The 15,394-nt window shown below is 51.5% G+C and carries 12 protein-coding genes; 9 read left to right on the top strand and 3 right to left on the bottom strand.

Going from position 1 to position 15,394, the window contains the following annotated elements; all coding sequences use genetic code 11:
* Position 1: 1 nt before the first annotated feature.
* On the bottom strand, positions 2-727 hold the full coding sequence (locus ACO0LI_RS22135) for a YebC/PmpR family DNA-binding transcriptional regulator (RefSeq protein WP_422950610.1): 726 nt from the start codon (positions 725-727) through the stop codon (positions 2-4).
* Between the two features lie 130 nt (positions 728-857).
* Between ACO0LI_RS22135 and ACO0LI_RS22130 the strand changes: the two genes are divergently transcribed.
* Positions 858-2,528: a helicase HerA-like C-terminal domain-containing protein gene (locus tag ACO0LI_RS22130; RefSeq protein ID WP_423035296.1), complete on the top strand. Its 1,671-nt coding sequence runs from the start codon at positions 858-860 to the stop codon at positions 2,526-2,528.
* A 92-nt stretch (positions 2,529-2,620) separates the two neighbouring features.
* Here ACO0LI_RS22130 and ACO0LI_RS22125 read toward each other — a convergent pair whose 3' ends face one another.
* The gene (locus tag ACO0LI_RS22125) at positions 2,621-2,791 is read right to left on the bottom strand and encodes a hypothetical protein (RefSeq protein ID WP_423035294.1); all 171 of its coding nucleotides are present in this window, start codon (positions 2,789-2,791) and stop codon (positions 2,621-2,623) included.
* 218 nt (positions 2,792-3,009) lie between these two features.
* Here ACO0LI_RS22125 and ACO0LI_RS22120 point away from each other — a divergent pair, with 218 nt between their 5' ends.
* The 4 genes from ACO0LI_RS22120 to ACO0LI_RS22105 all read left to right on the top strand — a co-directional run bounded on the left by ACO0LI_RS22120 (position 3,010) and on the right by ACO0LI_RS22105 (position 7,518).
* Positions 3,010-3,921 (top strand): DMT family transporter, encoded by a 912-nt coding sequence (locus tag ACO0LI_RS22120; RefSeq protein WP_423035292.1) that lies wholly within the window; start codon positions 3,010-3,012, stop codon positions 3,919-3,921.
* A 29-nt stretch (positions 3,922-3,950) separates the two neighbouring features.
* Positions 3,951-4,925: a quinone oxidoreductase family protein gene (locus ACO0LI_RS22115; protein ID WP_423035290.1), complete on the top strand. Its 975-nt coding sequence runs from the start codon at positions 3,951-3,953 to the stop codon at positions 4,923-4,925.
* 11 nt (positions 4,926-4,936) lie between these two features.
* On the top strand, positions 4,937-5,083 hold the full coding sequence (locus ACO0LI_RS22110; protein ID WP_423028836.1) for a hypothetical protein: 147 nt from the start codon (positions 4,937-4,939) through the stop codon (positions 5,081-5,083).
* A gap of 170 nt (positions 5,084-5,253) precedes the next feature.
* Complete coding sequence (locus ACO0LI_RS22105) at positions 5,254-7,518, top strand: DUF1631 family protein (protein ID WP_423035287.1); 2,265 nt, start codon at positions 5,254-5,256, stop codon at positions 7,516-7,518.
* Between the two features lie 44 nt (positions 7,519-7,562).
* On the opposite strand, the gene ACO0LI_RS22100 is transcribed toward ACO0LI_RS22105, so the two are convergent.
* Positions 7,563-8,198, bottom strand: coding sequence for a DUF4136 domain-containing protein (locus ACO0LI_RS22100; protein ID WP_423035285.1), 636 nt, complete (start codon positions 8,196-8,198; stop codon positions 7,563-7,565).
* A 289-nt stretch (positions 8,199-8,487) separates the two neighbouring features.
* On the opposite strand from ACO0LI_RS22100, the gene pepN reads away from it, so the two are divergent.
* The 4 genes from pepN (at position 8,488) to ribA (ending at position 15,368) form a co-directional block, all read left to right on the top strand.
* Positions 8,488-11,166, top strand: coding sequence for an aminopeptidase N (gene pepN / locus ACO0LI_RS22095; protein ID WP_423035283.1), 2,679 nt, complete (start codon positions 8,488-8,490; stop codon positions 11,164-11,166).
* Between the two features lie 43 nt (positions 11,167-11,209).
* Positions 11,210-12,211: a class 1 fructose-bisphosphatase gene (locus ACO0LI_RS22090; RefSeq protein ID WP_423028827.1), complete on the top strand. Its 1,002-nt coding sequence runs from the start codon at positions 11,210-11,212 to the stop codon at positions 12,209-12,211.
* Positions 12,212-12,517: 306 nt separating this feature from the next.
* Positions 12,518-14,392 (top strand): dihydroxy-acid dehydratase, encoded by a 1,875-nt coding sequence (gene ilvD / locus ACO0LI_RS22085; RefSeq protein ID WP_423035281.1) that lies wholly within the window; start codon positions 12,518-12,520, stop codon positions 14,390-14,392.
* A 343-nt stretch (positions 14,393-14,735) separates the two neighbouring features.
* Positions 14,736-15,368, top strand: a complete 633-nt coding sequence (gene ribA, locus ACO0LI_RS22080) for a GTP cyclohydrolase II (RefSeq protein WP_422950599.1) — start codon at positions 14,736-14,738, stop codon at positions 15,366-15,368.
* Positions 15,369-15,394 lie beyond the last annotated feature (26 nt).

The raw sequence follows: 15,394 nt of genomic DNA, 5'->3' as shown, positions 1-15,394 counted from the left end.
CTTAATCTTCTATGATGGCGTTGGTGAATACTTCTTGTACATCGTCGAGGTTTTCGAGTGCATCCAGCAGTTTTTGCATCTTGATGCCTTCGTCACCAGCAAATACGGTCTCAGTATTTGGTTTCATGACGACTTCAGCGACTTCTGCCTTGAAGCCGGCTTTTTCCAGACTGGCACGCAAGTCAGACAGGCTGAATGGTGCGCACAATACTTCTATGCCGCCTTCTTCATCTGTGACCACATCGTCAGCACCTGCTTCCAGGGCTGCTTCCATCAGGGCATCTTCATTCGTGCCTGGGGCAAAAAACATCTGGCCGCAGTGCTGGAACAAAAAGGCGACCGAGCCTTCAGTGCCCATATTGCCACCGTATTTGTTGAAGGCATGGCGTACTTCAGCCACGGTACGTACGCGGTTGTCTGTCATGCAGTCAACCACGATGGCGGCACCGCCTATGCCATAACCTTCATAACGTACTTCTTCGTAATCTGCGCCTTCTAGTGTGCCAGCGCCGCGTTGTATCGCGCGCGTGACGTTTTCTTTCGGCATATTGGCGTCAGCTGCCTTGTCTACTGCCAGACGCAGGCGGGGATTGGAATCGACATCCTCACCACCCATGCGTGCTGCAACCGTGATCTCCTTGATCAGACGCGTCCATATCTTGCCGCGTTTGGCATCGGTTGCTGCTTTTTTATGCTTGATATTGGCCCATTTACTATGTCCTGCCATGATCGCTCTTTCCTGAATTGACAATAGCTCACCCTGAGGGCGGCAATTTTGCCTGGCTTGGTTTTATAATGAAGACCAGTATTTTACCATAGTGGCACCGACCGACTTCCCCAAATCACCCTCCAAAACTATGTCAAAACCTCTGTTGATCGCTAAAAACACCGAATTCGACTTGAATTTATTGTCAGACTGGGCCAATCGCCATGGTTGTATCACGGGTGCTACGGGTACCGGCAAGACTGTGACCTTGCAAACCCTGGCCCAGGCATTTTCTGGAATCGGCGTGCCAGTGTTTATGGCAGACGTCAAAGGCGACCTGTCCGGCATGGCCAAAGCAGGTAGCGCCACCAGCAAGATGCAGCAAAGGCTGCAGGCCCTGCAAGTCGATGAGCCCAAGTGGCAGGCTTGCCCAGTGACATTCTGGGATGTGTTTGGTAAACAGGGCCACCCGGTACGTGCCACGGTATCTGATCTTGGCCCCTTGCTGCTGGGTCGTATGCTGAATTTAAATGAAACCCAGGGAGGGGTCTTGCAACTGGCTTTCAAGATCGCTGACGACCATGGGCTGCTACTGCTCGACACCAAGGATTTGCGCGCCATGCTGCAACACCTAGCCGAGAATGCGTCTGAATTCCAGACTGAATACGGCAATATCTCTGCCGCCAGTGTCGGCGCTATCCAGCGTTCTTTGCTGACCATCTCGGAGCAGGGTGGTGAGCAATTTTTTGGCGAGCCCATGCTGAACCTGGATGACATGATGCAAACCGATGGCGATGGCCGTGGGTTTGTGAATATCCTGGCGGCAGATCAATTACTGCAGTCACCACGCCTGTATTCGACCTTTTTGCTATGGATGCTGTCCGAGCTGTATGAGCATTTGCCAGAAGTAGGCGATGTTGATCAACCCAAGATGGTGTTCTTCTTTGATGAGGCCCACCTGCTGTTTGATGAGGCGCCCAAAGTTTTGTTGCAAAAGATAGAGCAGGTGGTGAGGCTGATACGCTCTAAAGGTGTGGGTGTGTATTTCGTCACGCAAAACCCGCTGGATATCCCTGATACTGTGCTGGGGCAACTCGGTAACCGTGTTCAGCATGCCTTGCGTGCCTATACGCCCAGGGATCAAAAAGCGGTGCAGGCTGCAGCAGAAACTTTCCGCCCCAATCCCAAGCTGGATACCGCAGCGGTGATTGCCGAGCTGGGTGTTGGTGAAGCTTTGATTTCCTTCCTGGATGATAAGGGCAGGCCAAACATCGTGCAACGCGCCCTGATCGTGCCGCCATCGTCACAGATAGGCGCAATTACGGCAGATGAGCGCCAGCAAGTCATACAAACTTCCATCGTCGCCGGTGTGTATGAAAAACATATAGACCGCGAATCTGCCTATGAGAAATTGACAGGTCGGGTAGCGGCACGTGCTGCTACGGCGGATAAGGAAGATAATTTGCAACCTGGTAGCAGGGCAGAGCCTGAAGCGACAGATGCCAATGGCTGGGGTAATGCACCTTCGGCTGCCTCTGCGCCGGCAGTACCATCGGCATCAGCAGCATCATCAGCACCGTCGGTCTCAAGCCGTCCCGTATTCAATTCCGGTCGTGCAGCTCAGCCTGCGCCTGCGCAAGAAAGTGGTGGTGGTGTTGGCGATACGCTGAAAAGCGTGTTTGGCAACCTGCTCGGTGGCGGTGGTTTGCGCCGCAAGGATAATGTGGTCGAGACCATGATCAAATCGACGGTCAGGACCATGGGTTCTCAGGTCGGGCGCGAAATTATTCGCGGTGTGCTAGGTTCCATCCTGAAGAAATGAGCTTGCCGATATTTCGCATGGCATCTCACATGGTATTTCACGCAGTATTCACATTTGTCAGCAGAGCCCAAAAGCTCTGCTGACAATGATAATTATTCCTGATCAGGGTTGCTATTGACCAGGCGCCTGAAAATGCTGTTCAGGGAGCTGTCGTTCTGCTTTGGCGATACATTCTTCGTCTGTCTTTGCGGCATATCCGTTGTCATCGCACGTTTAGGGCGGAGTACCGGCTGATCTGCATACTGTAAGCGTGGTGTGTACATTTGGTTTTCTCCTGCAATGTGGTTCATGCTTGTCAGTGTAGGGAAAGATGCTTGATTTAATAGTTACACAAAGTCACTTTTGGCAACTAAATGTAAAATCTCATGTGAAACATTGTTAGTTCTTTGCTATGCGGAAATTAATTGCTTTCTGACGTGCAATTTATGTGTGAAATTACGAATTTAGACCATGTAACAGTTTGCCGCTCATTCAAAGATTTATGCTTACAGAACAAACGAAATTACTTGCCCGCCGTCATTATCTGACTGGTCTTGCCATTGCACTGGTTGGTGCCATCCTGTTTTCTACCAAGGCCATTGTCGCCAAACTGATTTATCGTTACAACGTCGATGCAGTGACGCTGATTTGTTTTCGCATGGCGTTTTCCCTGCCTATCTTTGCTGGAATTGCCCTGTGGCAAATGCACAAGGCTGGCAGTCTCAGCAAGGCAGACCGCTGGCGTCTGGTGGCTTTGGGCCTGGTTGGTTATTACCTGTCGTCCTTCCTGGATTTTCTTGGCTTGCAATATATCAGCGCGGGTCTGGAGCGTCTGATCCTGTTCCTGACGCCATCCTTTGTTTTGCTGATATCCGCCTTCTTTTTGAAACGCGCCGTCAGCAGGCTGGAATGGGCAGCTTTGCTGGTGTCTTACCTTGGCATCGTCCTGGTGTTTTTCCACGACCTTAAATTGGGTGGCGAGTATGTGCTACTGGGGTCTGCGCTCGTGCTGGGCGCTGCAATTTCTTACGCCATCTACCTGATACAGTCAGGGCAACTGGTGCAAAGACTTGGTTCCTTACGGCTGGTGTCGTATGCGATGTGTGTTTCCAGTGCGGCATGCATAGGCCAGTTTTTTATTTTACGTCCTGCCAGCATGCTGGTGCAGCCGCTTGCTGTATATTCATTGTCTATAGTGAATGCCGTCATGTGTACGGTATTGCCAGTGTTCATGACCATGATTGCGGTAAAGCGCATAGGTGCAGCCACTGCTTCGCAGGCTGGCATGATAGGCCCGGTATCAACCCTGTTCCTGGGGGCCTACTTCATTGGCGAACCCATCACTAGCTGGCAGCTGGCCGGGACAGTATTGGTCATGGGCGGCATGTATTTGCTGTCCAGGAAAAAAAACTAAACGCAGAAAAACTTATTCAGGAGGGGTAAATGGTCAAGGCAATCCGCATACAGCAAACCGGTGGTCCGGAAGTCATGGAATATGTCGATGTGGAGCTGGGCACCCCCGGCCCGGGCGAGGTGCTGGTTCGTCAAAAGGCTTGCGGCCTGAATTTTATCGACGTGTATTTCCGCACTGGTTTATATCCACAAGCGCTGCCGGGTGGCCTGGGCATGGAAGGGGCAGGTATCGTTGAGGCAGTCGGCGCTGATGTCAAATACGTGCAAGTTGGTGACAGAGTAGCTTATGCAGGGCGGCCAACCGGCGCCTATGCCGAGGCCCGCATCATGCCTGCCGATAATCTGGTTCGCCTGCCTGACAGCATCAGTTTTGAAACTGCCGCCGCCATGATGTTGCAGGGCTTGACGGTGCAATACCTGTTCCACCGTACTTTCCCCTTGCAGGGCGGGGAAACAATATTGTTTCATGCTGCCGCTGGCGGCGTAGGCCTGATTGCCTGCCAGTGGGCACGTGCAATCGGCGTCACCATGATCGGTACGGTGGGCTCGGATGAGAAGGGGGAACTTGCCAAAGCGCATGGTTGCGCCCATGTCATCAACTACAACAAGGAAAATTTTGTTCAGCGAGTTCGTGAAATTACGGATGGAAAAGGGGTGCCTGTCGTTTATGATTCCATCGGTAAAGACACTTTCATTCCATCGCTGGATTGTCTGTCGCCTTTGGGCATGATGGTCAGCTTTGGCAATGCGTCTGGGCCGGTGCCTGCATTTGGCCTGAGTGAGCTCGCTTCACGCGGTTCTTTATTCATTACACGCCCGAGTCTGATGAGTTATACGGCCAAACGTGATGATCTGGAGCAAATGGCTGCGCACTTATTTTCCATGGTGGAGAGCGGCAAAGTTAAAATAGACATACGCCAGCGTTACCCTTTAAGTGAGGTGGCGCAAGCCCACCGTGAGCTGGAAGCCCGTAAAACAACGGGTTCCAGCATATTGATTCCCTAAAGCAAGAAAATATGACAGAAGTAACACCACCATCAAAAACCACGGCAGATAAAGAAAGCGGTAGCCCAAAATTTGGGCGCCTGCTGCTGGTTCTTATTTTTGCCGTCATGCTCATCGTAGTTATTACGCTGGGGTCAGAGGCTTACTATACTAATTAGTGAGGCTTGAATACCGGGTCGTGCAATTTTGCAGCTTTGTTGTTTTACTGCACTATTCCGTAGGATTCTGGCATTGCGCAAGCCTGTGCGGCTTGGCAGAATGCAAGTTTTTGGGCGCGTACGCTGGCGTCTGAGTATGATTGATAACCTGAGCATAATAAAAAAGAGCGATGGATACTATTCCACTGAATAATGCCAAGACGAGCGAGTTTTCCAGCTCTAGCCGTTTGCTGATACTGCAAAGTCTGGTGCCTATCGCCACCAATCTGGTTTCTTCACAAATTGAGGCATTTACCGGCCGCCTGACCGAGGCTTTGTTCAAACTGTCTGACCAGACCATCAGGCCAGAAGAGGTTGCCACCAGTTTTGCTGCCTACCAGCAGTTAAAGCGTAATGGCACCACCTTCTACCGCCTGGTTGCAGGCCAGGTCAATGCGGCGCTTGCCAAAGAAGTCAGTGTCGTCAATACCCGCAAGCGTGCCAGGACGGATGAAGGCAAGCAGGATTTTTCCCTGGTCAGTTTTGAAGAGATGGAAAGCAAAGTGCTCAGCCGTAACCTGAGCCAGTCGCTGGAAGTGACCAATGCCGAGTTGCTGGTCGCCCTGAATGTGCGCATAGGCCATATCCTGCGCCGCACCCCGATCAGTGTTTCGCAAAACCCTTTTCGTCCGGAATTATTTGTCAAGGCCGTCCATCAGGCATGGATGGAGCTGGAACCCAATCCCGAGACCCATCACCTGATCTTGCGCTTGCTGCGACCGGAATTGTTCCTGCAACTCGGTGCTATTTATCGCGAATTGAATCAGGCCCTGGTAGAGCGCGGTATTTTGCCAGAACTGAATGATGGTTATCGTAACAAGCAAAAAAAGAACATGATGTCAGGCTCAGACGATATCAGTAACCGCGACCCTTATCTGGAAAACAAGCTACGCAATATCTTCTCTGGCAATGCGCCTGCCGGGTCTTTTGGTAATACCGTTACCGGAGGTAGCGGTAATGGGGGCGGTGGCCATGCCATGGATGGCGGGGGCATGCCTTATACCGGTGGGCAGGATGCTGGTGGCGGCAACGGAAACGGAAACGGCGGTGGCTATGGCGGTGGTAGTCATGGCGGCGGTGTTGGCACTGGCATTGGCAGTGGTAATGCGCCCGACATGGTCACCATAGACAGGCAGTTTTTTGACTACCTGACCAGCGTACAAAGGGATTTTTCTGCCAATCCCATGCCTACCGATACGGCGCATCTGCGGCAATTGTCACAGCAACCCAATGCTGGCGGCCTGACCCATATAGATCAAAGCACGATAGAGTTGCTGGCGCGTATTTTTGACTATGTCTTTAACGACACCAGCATACCCGCCGATATCAAGAACCTTATCAGCCAGTTGCAGATACCGACTTTGAAAGTAGCTTTGCTGGACAAGGATTTCTTTTTCAAGGAAAGCCATCCGGCACGGGTGCTGATAGACACGCTGGCAAAATCCAGCGTCCTGCTCAATAGCGATACCACTTCAGAAGACCCGCTCTATCAGATGATAGAAGGCATAGTTGAAAGGGTGCAGCAGGATTTTGACCAGCAGATAGAACTGTTTTCAGATGTCGTTGCCGACCTGGAAGCCTTCCTCAAGGATGAGGAACAGCAGACCGAAGTAGCCATCAGCGAACCGGTAGCTGTCGCACTGAAACAGGAAAAAATGCGCCTGGCGCGCGAGTTTGCCGAAAATGATGTTGCAATCCGGGTAGAAACGGGTGAGGTTGCAGGTTTCCTGGAAACCTTCCTCAAGGAGCAATGGATCAGGATCTTGACGATATCGCATAACGTCAAGGAAGAAAAACCCAACGCCCTCGAAAATGCCCTGAGGACGATGGATGACCTGATCTGGAGCCTGAAACCCAAGAATAGTGCAGAAGAACGCAAGGAGCTGGTCAGCAAACTGCCAGCCATGCTGTCGCTGCTGAATGCCTGGCTCAATGCGATCAAATGGGATGAGCCCGAACGCGTTATCTTCTTTTCCAAACTGGCTGAGCGCCATGCCGCAATTGCCCGCGCCCCGCTGGAGTTTTCACCACGTCGCCAGCTTGAAATTGCCGTCAATATCGCCCAGCGCGCCAGTGAAAAACGCCTGAACCGCCATGTACAGGATCAGATAGAGCAGCCGGTTGATGAATGGGCGCGCGTTATAGAAACCATGGAACGCGGCATCTGGGTCGATTTCACGAGGCAGAATGGCGTTACCACGCGCTTCAAGCTGGCCTGGGTCAGCCCCAAACGTACCCGCTATATCTTCACGAATCGCCAGGGGCATGACGCCTTTTCGGTTTCCAGTGAAGAATTGATTACCCAGTTCCGCGAGGGCAGGGCTATACAGATTGTGGCTGAATCGGTGGTTGATCGCGCCCTGGTCGAGGCACTGCGCGATCCTCCGGCAGCTTAGTCAATACAGGCGGCATAGTCACTCCATCAGAGTGACTATGCCGGTTAATCCTTTATGGTCAATTCCACATTGCTGGTGCTGCCATTCTTGCCTGGGAAGTCTTTCAGTGCGCTATCCATCAGGTAAGGAATATACAGCGAAATCTCAGGATTGAATTGCTCGCTACTGGCCTTGATGTCCGCCAGTTTCTTGTTGCCGTTTAATTCTGTAATACGTATCTGTAGCTGGTGCAGGTAGGTGCTGCGCACACTGATATCCGTCCAGCCACGGGGATAGCCGGGCCAGCCCCAGTAGCCCGGATAATAAATATAATGACGGCGATAAATGCCCCTGCTGAAATGCAGGCCCCAATACGGGTCATAGATACCAGGCTGCCAAAATGGGGATGCCTGGATTTCCCTGAGTGTGCTGGCATACTGCAATTCAACTTTCAGGACTGGCGCTGTGCCAGTCGCCACCTCCCTGAAGCCCAGATTTTGCAGACGGGTTCTGAGCAAGTCTTCATACAGTTTGTGCTCGGGATTGTTTTCCTGCCCCGGAGCACGTTCAAAGATATAAGACTTGTCTTGTGTGGCGCCTGGCCATTCGTGAAAGACGCTGACCTGGCTCGTGAATGTCGTCGCACATCCGCCCAGCAGCAGGCTGCAGGCGAGGGCGAAGAATAGGGTGAACTTTTTCATTTTTACTGCTCCTTCAAACATACTTTTACTATAGTTCCATAGTATGCCTGATTAAGAAAATTTGTTGCTCTTACTGTAACGGGTTGTATCGACTTTGTTACCACATCCCAATTTTCATGTCGGGAAGAGGCGAGTGATAAAAATTTAATGTTTTAATCAAACTTTTTGCCTTAATTTGCATCTATTCAAGTGAATTTATCCCTGTACGGGCACAGCTTGGTAAAATGGCGGTCTTTACAGGGTTCAAAAGACTTTGTCATTCAACTTATTTTCGCGAGATATTCCATCCATGCGTAACGATATTGCCAGCAAACCAGAGACAATTTTCCGTAAAGACTATGTAGCCCCGGGATTTTGGGTAGATACGGTAGAAATGGGTTTCGACCTTGATCTGAGTGCCACCCATGTAGCCACCCGCATGACCATGCGCCGCAATCATGACAGCAGCGAGAAAGACCTGGTCTTGTTTGGCGAATCCCTGAAATTGCTGCAATTGCGTATGAATGGCGTGAACTTGAAAAAGTCTGCCTACAAGATAGAAGGCGAGACCCTGCGCATAGCCAATGCTCCGGACGAAGTCACGCTGGAAATCGAAACCCTGATCAATCCGCTCAAAAATACCTCCTTGTCCGGTCTGTATGCGTCCAACGGTAATTTCATTACCCAGTGCGAGGCGGAAGGTTTCCGCAAGATCACCTGGTTCCCGGACCGCCCTGATGTCATGGCGAAATACACCGTCATGCTGCGTGGCGACAAGAAAAAATTCCCTGTGCTGCTCAGCAACGGTAATCTGATAGAAGAAGGTGATCTCGGTGATGGTCGCCATTTTGCCAAGTGGGAAGATCCGTTCAAAAAGCCTTCTTACCTGTTCGCCCTGGTGGCTGGCAAGCTGGTTTGCCAGGAAGAAGACTATAAGCTCAAATCTGGCCGCAAAGTCTTGCTGCAAGTCTGGGTAGAAGACGGTAATCTGGATAAAACTCAGCATGCCATGGATTCCCTCAAAAACAGCATACGCTGGGATGAAGAACGCTTTGGCCTGGAGCTGGACCTTGACCGCTTCATGATCGTTGCCACTGGCGACTTCAATATGGGCGCGATGGAAAACAAGGGCTTGAATATTTTCAATACCAAGTTTGTGCTTGCAAATCCATCTATCGCTACTGACGTCGATTATGCAGGCATAGAGTCCGTCGTTGGTCATGAATACTTCCATAACTGGACAGGCAACCGCGTTACTTGCCGCGACTGGTTCCAGTTGTCGCTGAAAGAGGGCCTGACGGTTTTCCGCGACCAGGAATTTTCTGCCGACCTGGTCGGCACAGCTACAGGCCGCGCCGTCAAACGCATAGAAGATGTACGCCTGCTGCGCCAGGTACAGTTCTCAGAAGATGCAGGCCCTATGGCCCATCCGGTACGTCCTGATTCTTTTGTAGAAATCAATAATTTCTACACCGTCACGATTTATGAAAAAGGTTCAGAAGTCGTACGCATGTATTACACCTTGCTTGGCCATGATGGCTTCCGCAAAGGTATGGATCTGTATTTCGAACGCCATGATGGCCAGGCTGTTGAATGCGATGACTTCCGCGCTGCCATGGCAGATTCCAGTGGCCGTGACCTGACGCAGTTTGAACGCTGGTATAGCCAGGCTGGTACGCCACGCGTGAAGGTGGAAGCGACTTACGATGCAGAAGCGCAGACTTATTCCATTACCCTGAGCCAGTCTTGCCCGGCAACGCCAGGCCAGACAGAAAAACTGCCTTTCCATATCCCGGTTGCCATGGGTTTGCTGGGTGCAGATGGCAAAGATATTCTTTTGCATAGCGCAGCGTACGAAGCACAGGCTGGTGCGACCAGTCTGGTGCTGGAACTGACAGAAGCCAGTCAAACCTTTGTATTTACTGGTGTTAGCAGCAAACCTGTGCCGTCATTGTTGCGCAATTTCTCTGCACCAGTTGTGCTGGAAATCGACTACAGCGACGAAGAACTGGGCCTTTTGCTGGCCAATGACAGTGACCCGTTTAACCGTTGGGAAGCTGGTCAGCGTCTGGCCACACGTCGCCTCGTCAAACTGACGACTGCAGTACAGCAAGGTGAAGAGCTGAGCCTGGACAGCATGTTCATCGAAGCCCTGCGCGCTACCCTGAACGATGCCAGCCTTGACCCGGCCTTCCGTGAACTGGTGCTGACGCTGCCATCCGAAGCCATGATCGCTGAAGAATTCAAGGTCGTTGACCCACAAGCCATCCATACCGCACGCCAGTTTGCCCGCGCCACCATCACAGAACATCTGCGCGCTGATTTGCTGAGTGCCTATGAAGGTCATCTGACACCAGGAAAATACAGCCCTGATGCACAATCCATGGCCAAGCGTGGTTTGAAAAACCTGGCCCTGTCTTATCTGCTTGAATGGTCGGACGAATCTACTTTTGAGCTGGCGAAAACCCAGTTTGACGAAGCAGAAAACATGACAGACCGCCTGGCAGCTTTGACAGCCCTGACTAACTTCAGTGGCAATGACAAGCAAGCCAAATCAGCAGCCAAGTCCTTGAAAGCTTTCTATAAAGACTTCAAGAAAGAAGCCCTGGTCATCGACAAATGGTTCATGTTGCAGGCAACTGCACGCACTACGGATGTTGCCAAGGTGCGTGAATTGATGACGCATCCAGCATTTACATTGAACAATCCTAATCGCGCACGCAGTTTGACGTTTGCTTTCTGCAATGCCAATCCATCCCGCTTCCATGCGGCTGATGGCAGTGGTTATGCCTTGTGGGCAGAGCTGGTGATTGCACTTAACAAGTTCAATCCGCAAGTCGCAGCTCGCCTTGCACGCAGTATGGACCGCTGGAAAAAATATCCAGAAAGCCTGCAAGCGCATATGAAAGCAGCCCTGCAAAAAGTAGCAGATACCAAGAAGCTGTCGAAAGATGTGCTGGAAGTAGTCAGCAAGGCACTTGCGTCTTAAGCAAACAATTTACAAGAATTACTGAAAAAATCGAGAGATCAACATGAAACGTGTAAGCCTGACCCAGTACCTGGTCGAAGAGCAGCGCCTGAATAATTCGATACCGGCAGAATTGCGCCTGCTCATCGAAGTCGTCGCACGCGCCTGCAAGACCATCAGCCATGCAGTAGGCAAGGGCGCATTAGGTGAAGTGCTGGGTACAGCCGGTAGCGAAAACATTCAGGGCGAAGTGCAAAAGAAACTCGACATCCTGTCGAATGAAATCCTGCTCGAAGCCAATGAATGGGGCGGCCACCTGGCGGCCATGGCATCGGAAGAAATGGAAAGCATACATCCGATACCGAACCGCTATCCGCAAGGCGAATACATGCTCTTGTTTGATCCACTCGATGGTTCCAGCAATATCGACGTCAACGTCTCCATCGGTACCATCTTCTCGGTATTGAAAGCACCAGACGGCATGGGCAAGCCAACCGAGCAGGATTTCCTGCAACCAGGCAGCAAGCAAGTCGCAGCCGGTTATGCCGTATATGGCCCGCAAACAGTGCTGGTGCTGACGACAGGCAATGGCGTCAATTGCTTTACCCTCGACCGTGAAATGGGTTCATGGGTACTGACACAACGCAATATGCAAATCCCAGAAGACACCAAGGAATTTGCCATCAACGCTTCCAATACCCGCCACTGGTATCCACCAGTCACGCGCTATGTCGATGAAATGCTGGCAGGCGGCACTGGCCCACGCGGTAAAGAATTCAATATGCGCTGGATCGCCTCCATGGTCGCCGACGTACACCGCATCCTGAACCGCGGTGGCATCTTCATGTACCCGGCCGACAAGCGTGAGCCTGACAAGGCCGGCAAGCTGCGCCTGATGTACGAAGCCAACCCCATGTCTTTCATCGTAGAACAGGCTGGCGGCGCATCGACCGACGGCAAGCAACGCATGCTGGATATACAGCCGGAAAAATTGCACCAGCGTGTAGCGGTGTTCCTGGGTTCAAAAAACGAAGTGGAAAGAGTGACGCAATACCATCAGGAATGATGGAGTCATGATCCTTAAAAACGCGAAGTGTGAGCTTTGCGTTTTTTTATGGTTACTCGTGATTTGAGTAAAGACCTCTCAACACAGAGGCACAGAGACACCGAGAAAGACAAGAGAAAATCTAAATACCTTTTAAAAGAGTTTTGGTTTTCTCTGTGCACCTCTGTGTCTCCGTGCCTCTGTGGTGAGTTTTTTGGTCTTATATGTAAAACGACCTAATTTCCAATAAATTCCATATTTGACATATGATTATACGAAGCGCATGCTGGTGTAACATTTTCATTTATCGCCAGCCTGGAGTCAGACATGCCCGTATACCGTTCCCGTACCACCACCCATGGCCGCAATATGGCCGGTGCCCGCGCCCTGTGGCGTGCGACTGGCATGAAAGATGGCGATTTCGATAAGCCTATCGTTGCTGTCGTCAATTCATTCACCCAGTTCGTGCCTGGCCACGTCCATCTGAAAGACTTGGGTCAGATGGTGGCGCGTGAGATTGAAGCGGCGGGCGGCGTGGCCAAAGAATTCAATACCATAGCCGTGGATGACGGTATCGCCATGGGTCATGGCGGCATGTTGTACTCATTGCCTTCACGCGAATTGATTGCTGACTCGGTTGAGTACATGGTCAATGCCCATTGTGCTGATGCCATGGTTTGCATCTCCAACTGCGACAAGATCACGCCCGGCATGTTGATGGCAGCCATGCGTTTGAATATCCCTGTCGTGTTTGTTTCCGGCGGCCCTATGGAAGCGGGCAAGGTGCTGGAGACTTTGCATCCCAAACAGACTGGTGAACAAAGAATAGTAAAGATTGATCTGGTTGATGCCATGATCAAGGCTGGTGACAGCAATGTGTCGGATGAGGAGATAGGCCGTATAGAGCGTTCTGCCTGTCCAACCTGCGGTTCATGTTCCGGTATGTTCACGGCAAATTCCATGAACTGTCTGACCGAAGCACTGGGTCTGTCCTTGCCAGGCAATGGCACGATTTTGGCGACGCATGCTGATCGCAAAGAATTATTCCTGCGCGCTGGCCGTCTGGTGGTGGAGCTGGCCAAGCGCCATTATGAGCAGGATGACTATTCCATCCTGCCACGGTCGATTGCCAACAAGGCGACCTTTGAAAATGCCATGGCACTCGATGTATCCATGGGTGGCTCTACCAATACCGTCTTGCATTTGCTGGCTGCTGCGCATGAAGCGGGTGTGGATTTCAAGATGGCAGATATCGACCGCATCTCGCGCAAAGTACCATGTCTGTGCAAAGTCGCACCGATGACCGATAAATACCATATCGAAGACGTGCACCGCGCTGGCGGCATTATCTCTATCCTCGGTGAGCTGGCACGCGCTGGTTTGCTCGATACTACTCGCCCGACCGTACATAGCCCGACCATGGCAGACGCAATTGCGCAAAACGATATTGCCGTGACTGACAATGCTGCGGTACGCAAGCTGTTCAGTGCTGCTCCAGGCGGTGTACCTACCCAAACAGCCTTCTCGCAAGACAAACGTTTTGACAGCCTCGATACTGACCGTGAAGCTGGCTGCATACGTGATAAGGCGCATGCTTATTCTCAAGATGGTGGCCTGGCAGTCTTATACGGCAATCTGGCAGAAAAAGGCTGTATCGTCAAAACCGCAGGTGTTGATGAAAGTATCTTGAAGTTCACCGGCAAGGCCCGCGTGTTTGAAAGCCAGGATTCTGCGGTAGAAGCCATCCTCGGCGATACTGTGCATGAAGGCGATGTCGTCATCATCCGTTACGAAGGCCCTAAAGGTGGCCCCGGCATGCAGGAAATGCTGTATCCAACTTCTTACATCAAATCCAAGGGCCTGGGCAAAGCCTGTGCTTTGTTCACTGATGGGCGTTTCTCTGGTGGCTCTTCCGGCCTGGTGATTGGTCATGCCTCGCCAGAAGCTGCCGAGGGTGGAACGATAGGTTTGGTGGAAGAGGGTGATATCATAGAAATCGATATTCCCGCTCGCAGCATCAATCTCAAAGTCAGCGACGCCGACCTGGCACAGCGCAGGGCGGCGATGGAAGCACGCGGGCCAGATGCCTGGCAGCCGGTAGGCCGTGAGCGTTATGTCTCACAAGCCTTGCAGGCTTATGCTGCTTTGGCAACATCGGCTGACCGTGGTGCGGTCAGGGATATCACGCAATTGAAACGCTAAATCAATATTTGATCCTTATTTTGATTGCTATTAAAGCAGATTAAAGTAGCTTAAAGCAGAGTGTGTTGACCTGGTTCACACACTCTTTTTTATGGACTTTGAATAAGTCTGCGCAAGAACTACCCCGGCACTATCTCCAGCATTGTTTGTATACTCTGCAAAGTTCCAGGGCTTTACTTGCTTTTCGCGCTCTTGCCCATACATGACATGAAATAAAACGATCGTTCACCGCAACAGGTAGGAAATGCGCGCCTCGTTTATACTCTAGTCTGGGCCGACAATTGTTATTGTCATTTGGCCATGATCTTAAGTTTTATCCAGAATAAGAATCCGCGAGAACTGTATGTCTAGCAATGACCAGCCTGTCAACTCAAGCAAACAGGCTTTGGAATATGTTGATTCCTGTAACCTGCCCACGACCTGGGCAACTTTCCGCATGCATGCCTTTGTCGAAACGGCAACAGGCAAAGAGCATATCGCCCTGACCCTCGGTGATGTGGCTGATGGCCAGCCTGTACTGGCACGCATACATTCTGAATGTCTGACCGGTGATGCCCTGTTCAGCAAGCGCTGTGACTGTGGCCCGCAACTGGAACTGGCCCTGCAAAAAATCGCCCAGGAAGGGCGCGGCGCTTTGCTGTATCTGCGTCAGGAGGGCCGTGGTATAGGTTTGCTCAATAAGGTGCGTGCCTATCATCTGCAAGACGATGGTGCTGACACGGTAGAAGCCAACCAAAAGCTCGGCTTTGCAGCCGACTTGCGCGACTATAGCCTGTGTGACCCCATGCTCAAACATCTGGGCATAGAATCTGTACGCCTGATGACGAATAATCCACGCAAGATTTCAGCGATGGAAGGCATGAATGTCAGAGTGCAGGAACACGTCCCGCTGATCGTCAAGCGCAATCCCTATAATGAGCGTTATCTGAGTACCAAGGCGACCAAGCTCGGGCACTTGATACAGCCTGATTTGTAGGCGTTTGCAAGCGGCAGGATGGTCTT

Source organism: Undibacterium sp. Tian12W (genome assembly GCF_049339405.1).
Lineage (GTDB): Bacteria > Pseudomonadota > Gammaproteobacteria > Burkholderiales > Burkholderiaceae_D > Undibacterium.
This window is presented reverse-complemented; position numbering and strand designations above follow the sequence as displayed.

Excerpts from the sequence above, each read along its gene's own strand:
- ACO0LI_RS22135 (WP_422950610.1), bottom strand. The coding sequence starts at position 727 with ATGGCAGGACATAGTAAATGGGCCAATATCAAGCATAAAAAAGCAGCA.
- ACO0LI_RS22120 (WP_423035292.1), top strand. The coding sequence starts at position 3,010 with ATGCTTACAGAACAAACGAAATTACTTGCCCGCCGTCATTATCTGACT.
- ribA (WP_422950599.1), top strand. The coding sequence starts at position 14,736 with ATGTCTAGCAATGACCAGCCTGTCAACTCAAGCAAACAGGCTTTGGAA.
- ACO0LI_RS22090 (WP_423028827.1), top strand. The coding sequence starts at position 11,210 with ATGAAACGTGTAAGCCTGACCCAGTACCTGGTCGAAGAGCAGCGCCTG.
- ACO0LI_RS22130 (WP_423035296.1), top strand. The coding sequence starts at position 858 with ATGTCAAAACCTCTGTTGATCGCTAAAAACACCGAATTCGACTTGAAT.
- ACO0LI_RS22115 (WP_423035290.1), top strand. The coding sequence starts at position 3,951 with ATGGTCAAGGCAATCCGCATACAGCAAACCGGTGGTCCGGAAGTCATG.
- ilvD (WP_423035281.1), top strand. The coding sequence starts at position 12,518 with ATGCCCGTATACCGTTCCCGTACCACCACCCATGGCCGCAATATGGCC.
- pepN (WP_423035283.1), top strand. The coding sequence starts at position 8,488 with ATGCGTAACGATATTGCCAGCAAACCAGAGACAATTTTCCGTAAAGAC.
- ACO0LI_RS22105 (WP_423035287.1), top strand. The coding sequence starts at position 5,254 with ATGGATACTATTCCACTGAATAATGCCAAGACGAGCGAGTTTTCCAGC.
- ACO0LI_RS22110 (WP_423028836.1), top strand. The coding sequence starts at position 4,937 with ATGACAGAAGTAACACCACCATCAAAAACCACGGCAGATAAAGAAAGC.
- ACO0LI_RS22125 (WP_423035294.1), bottom strand. The coding sequence starts at position 2,791 with ATGTACACACCACGCTTACAGTATGCAGATCAGCCGGTACTCCGCCCT.
- ACO0LI_RS22100 (WP_423035285.1), bottom strand. The coding sequence starts at position 8,198 with ATGAAAAAGTTCACCCTATTCTTCGCCCTCGCCTGCAGCCTGCTGCTG.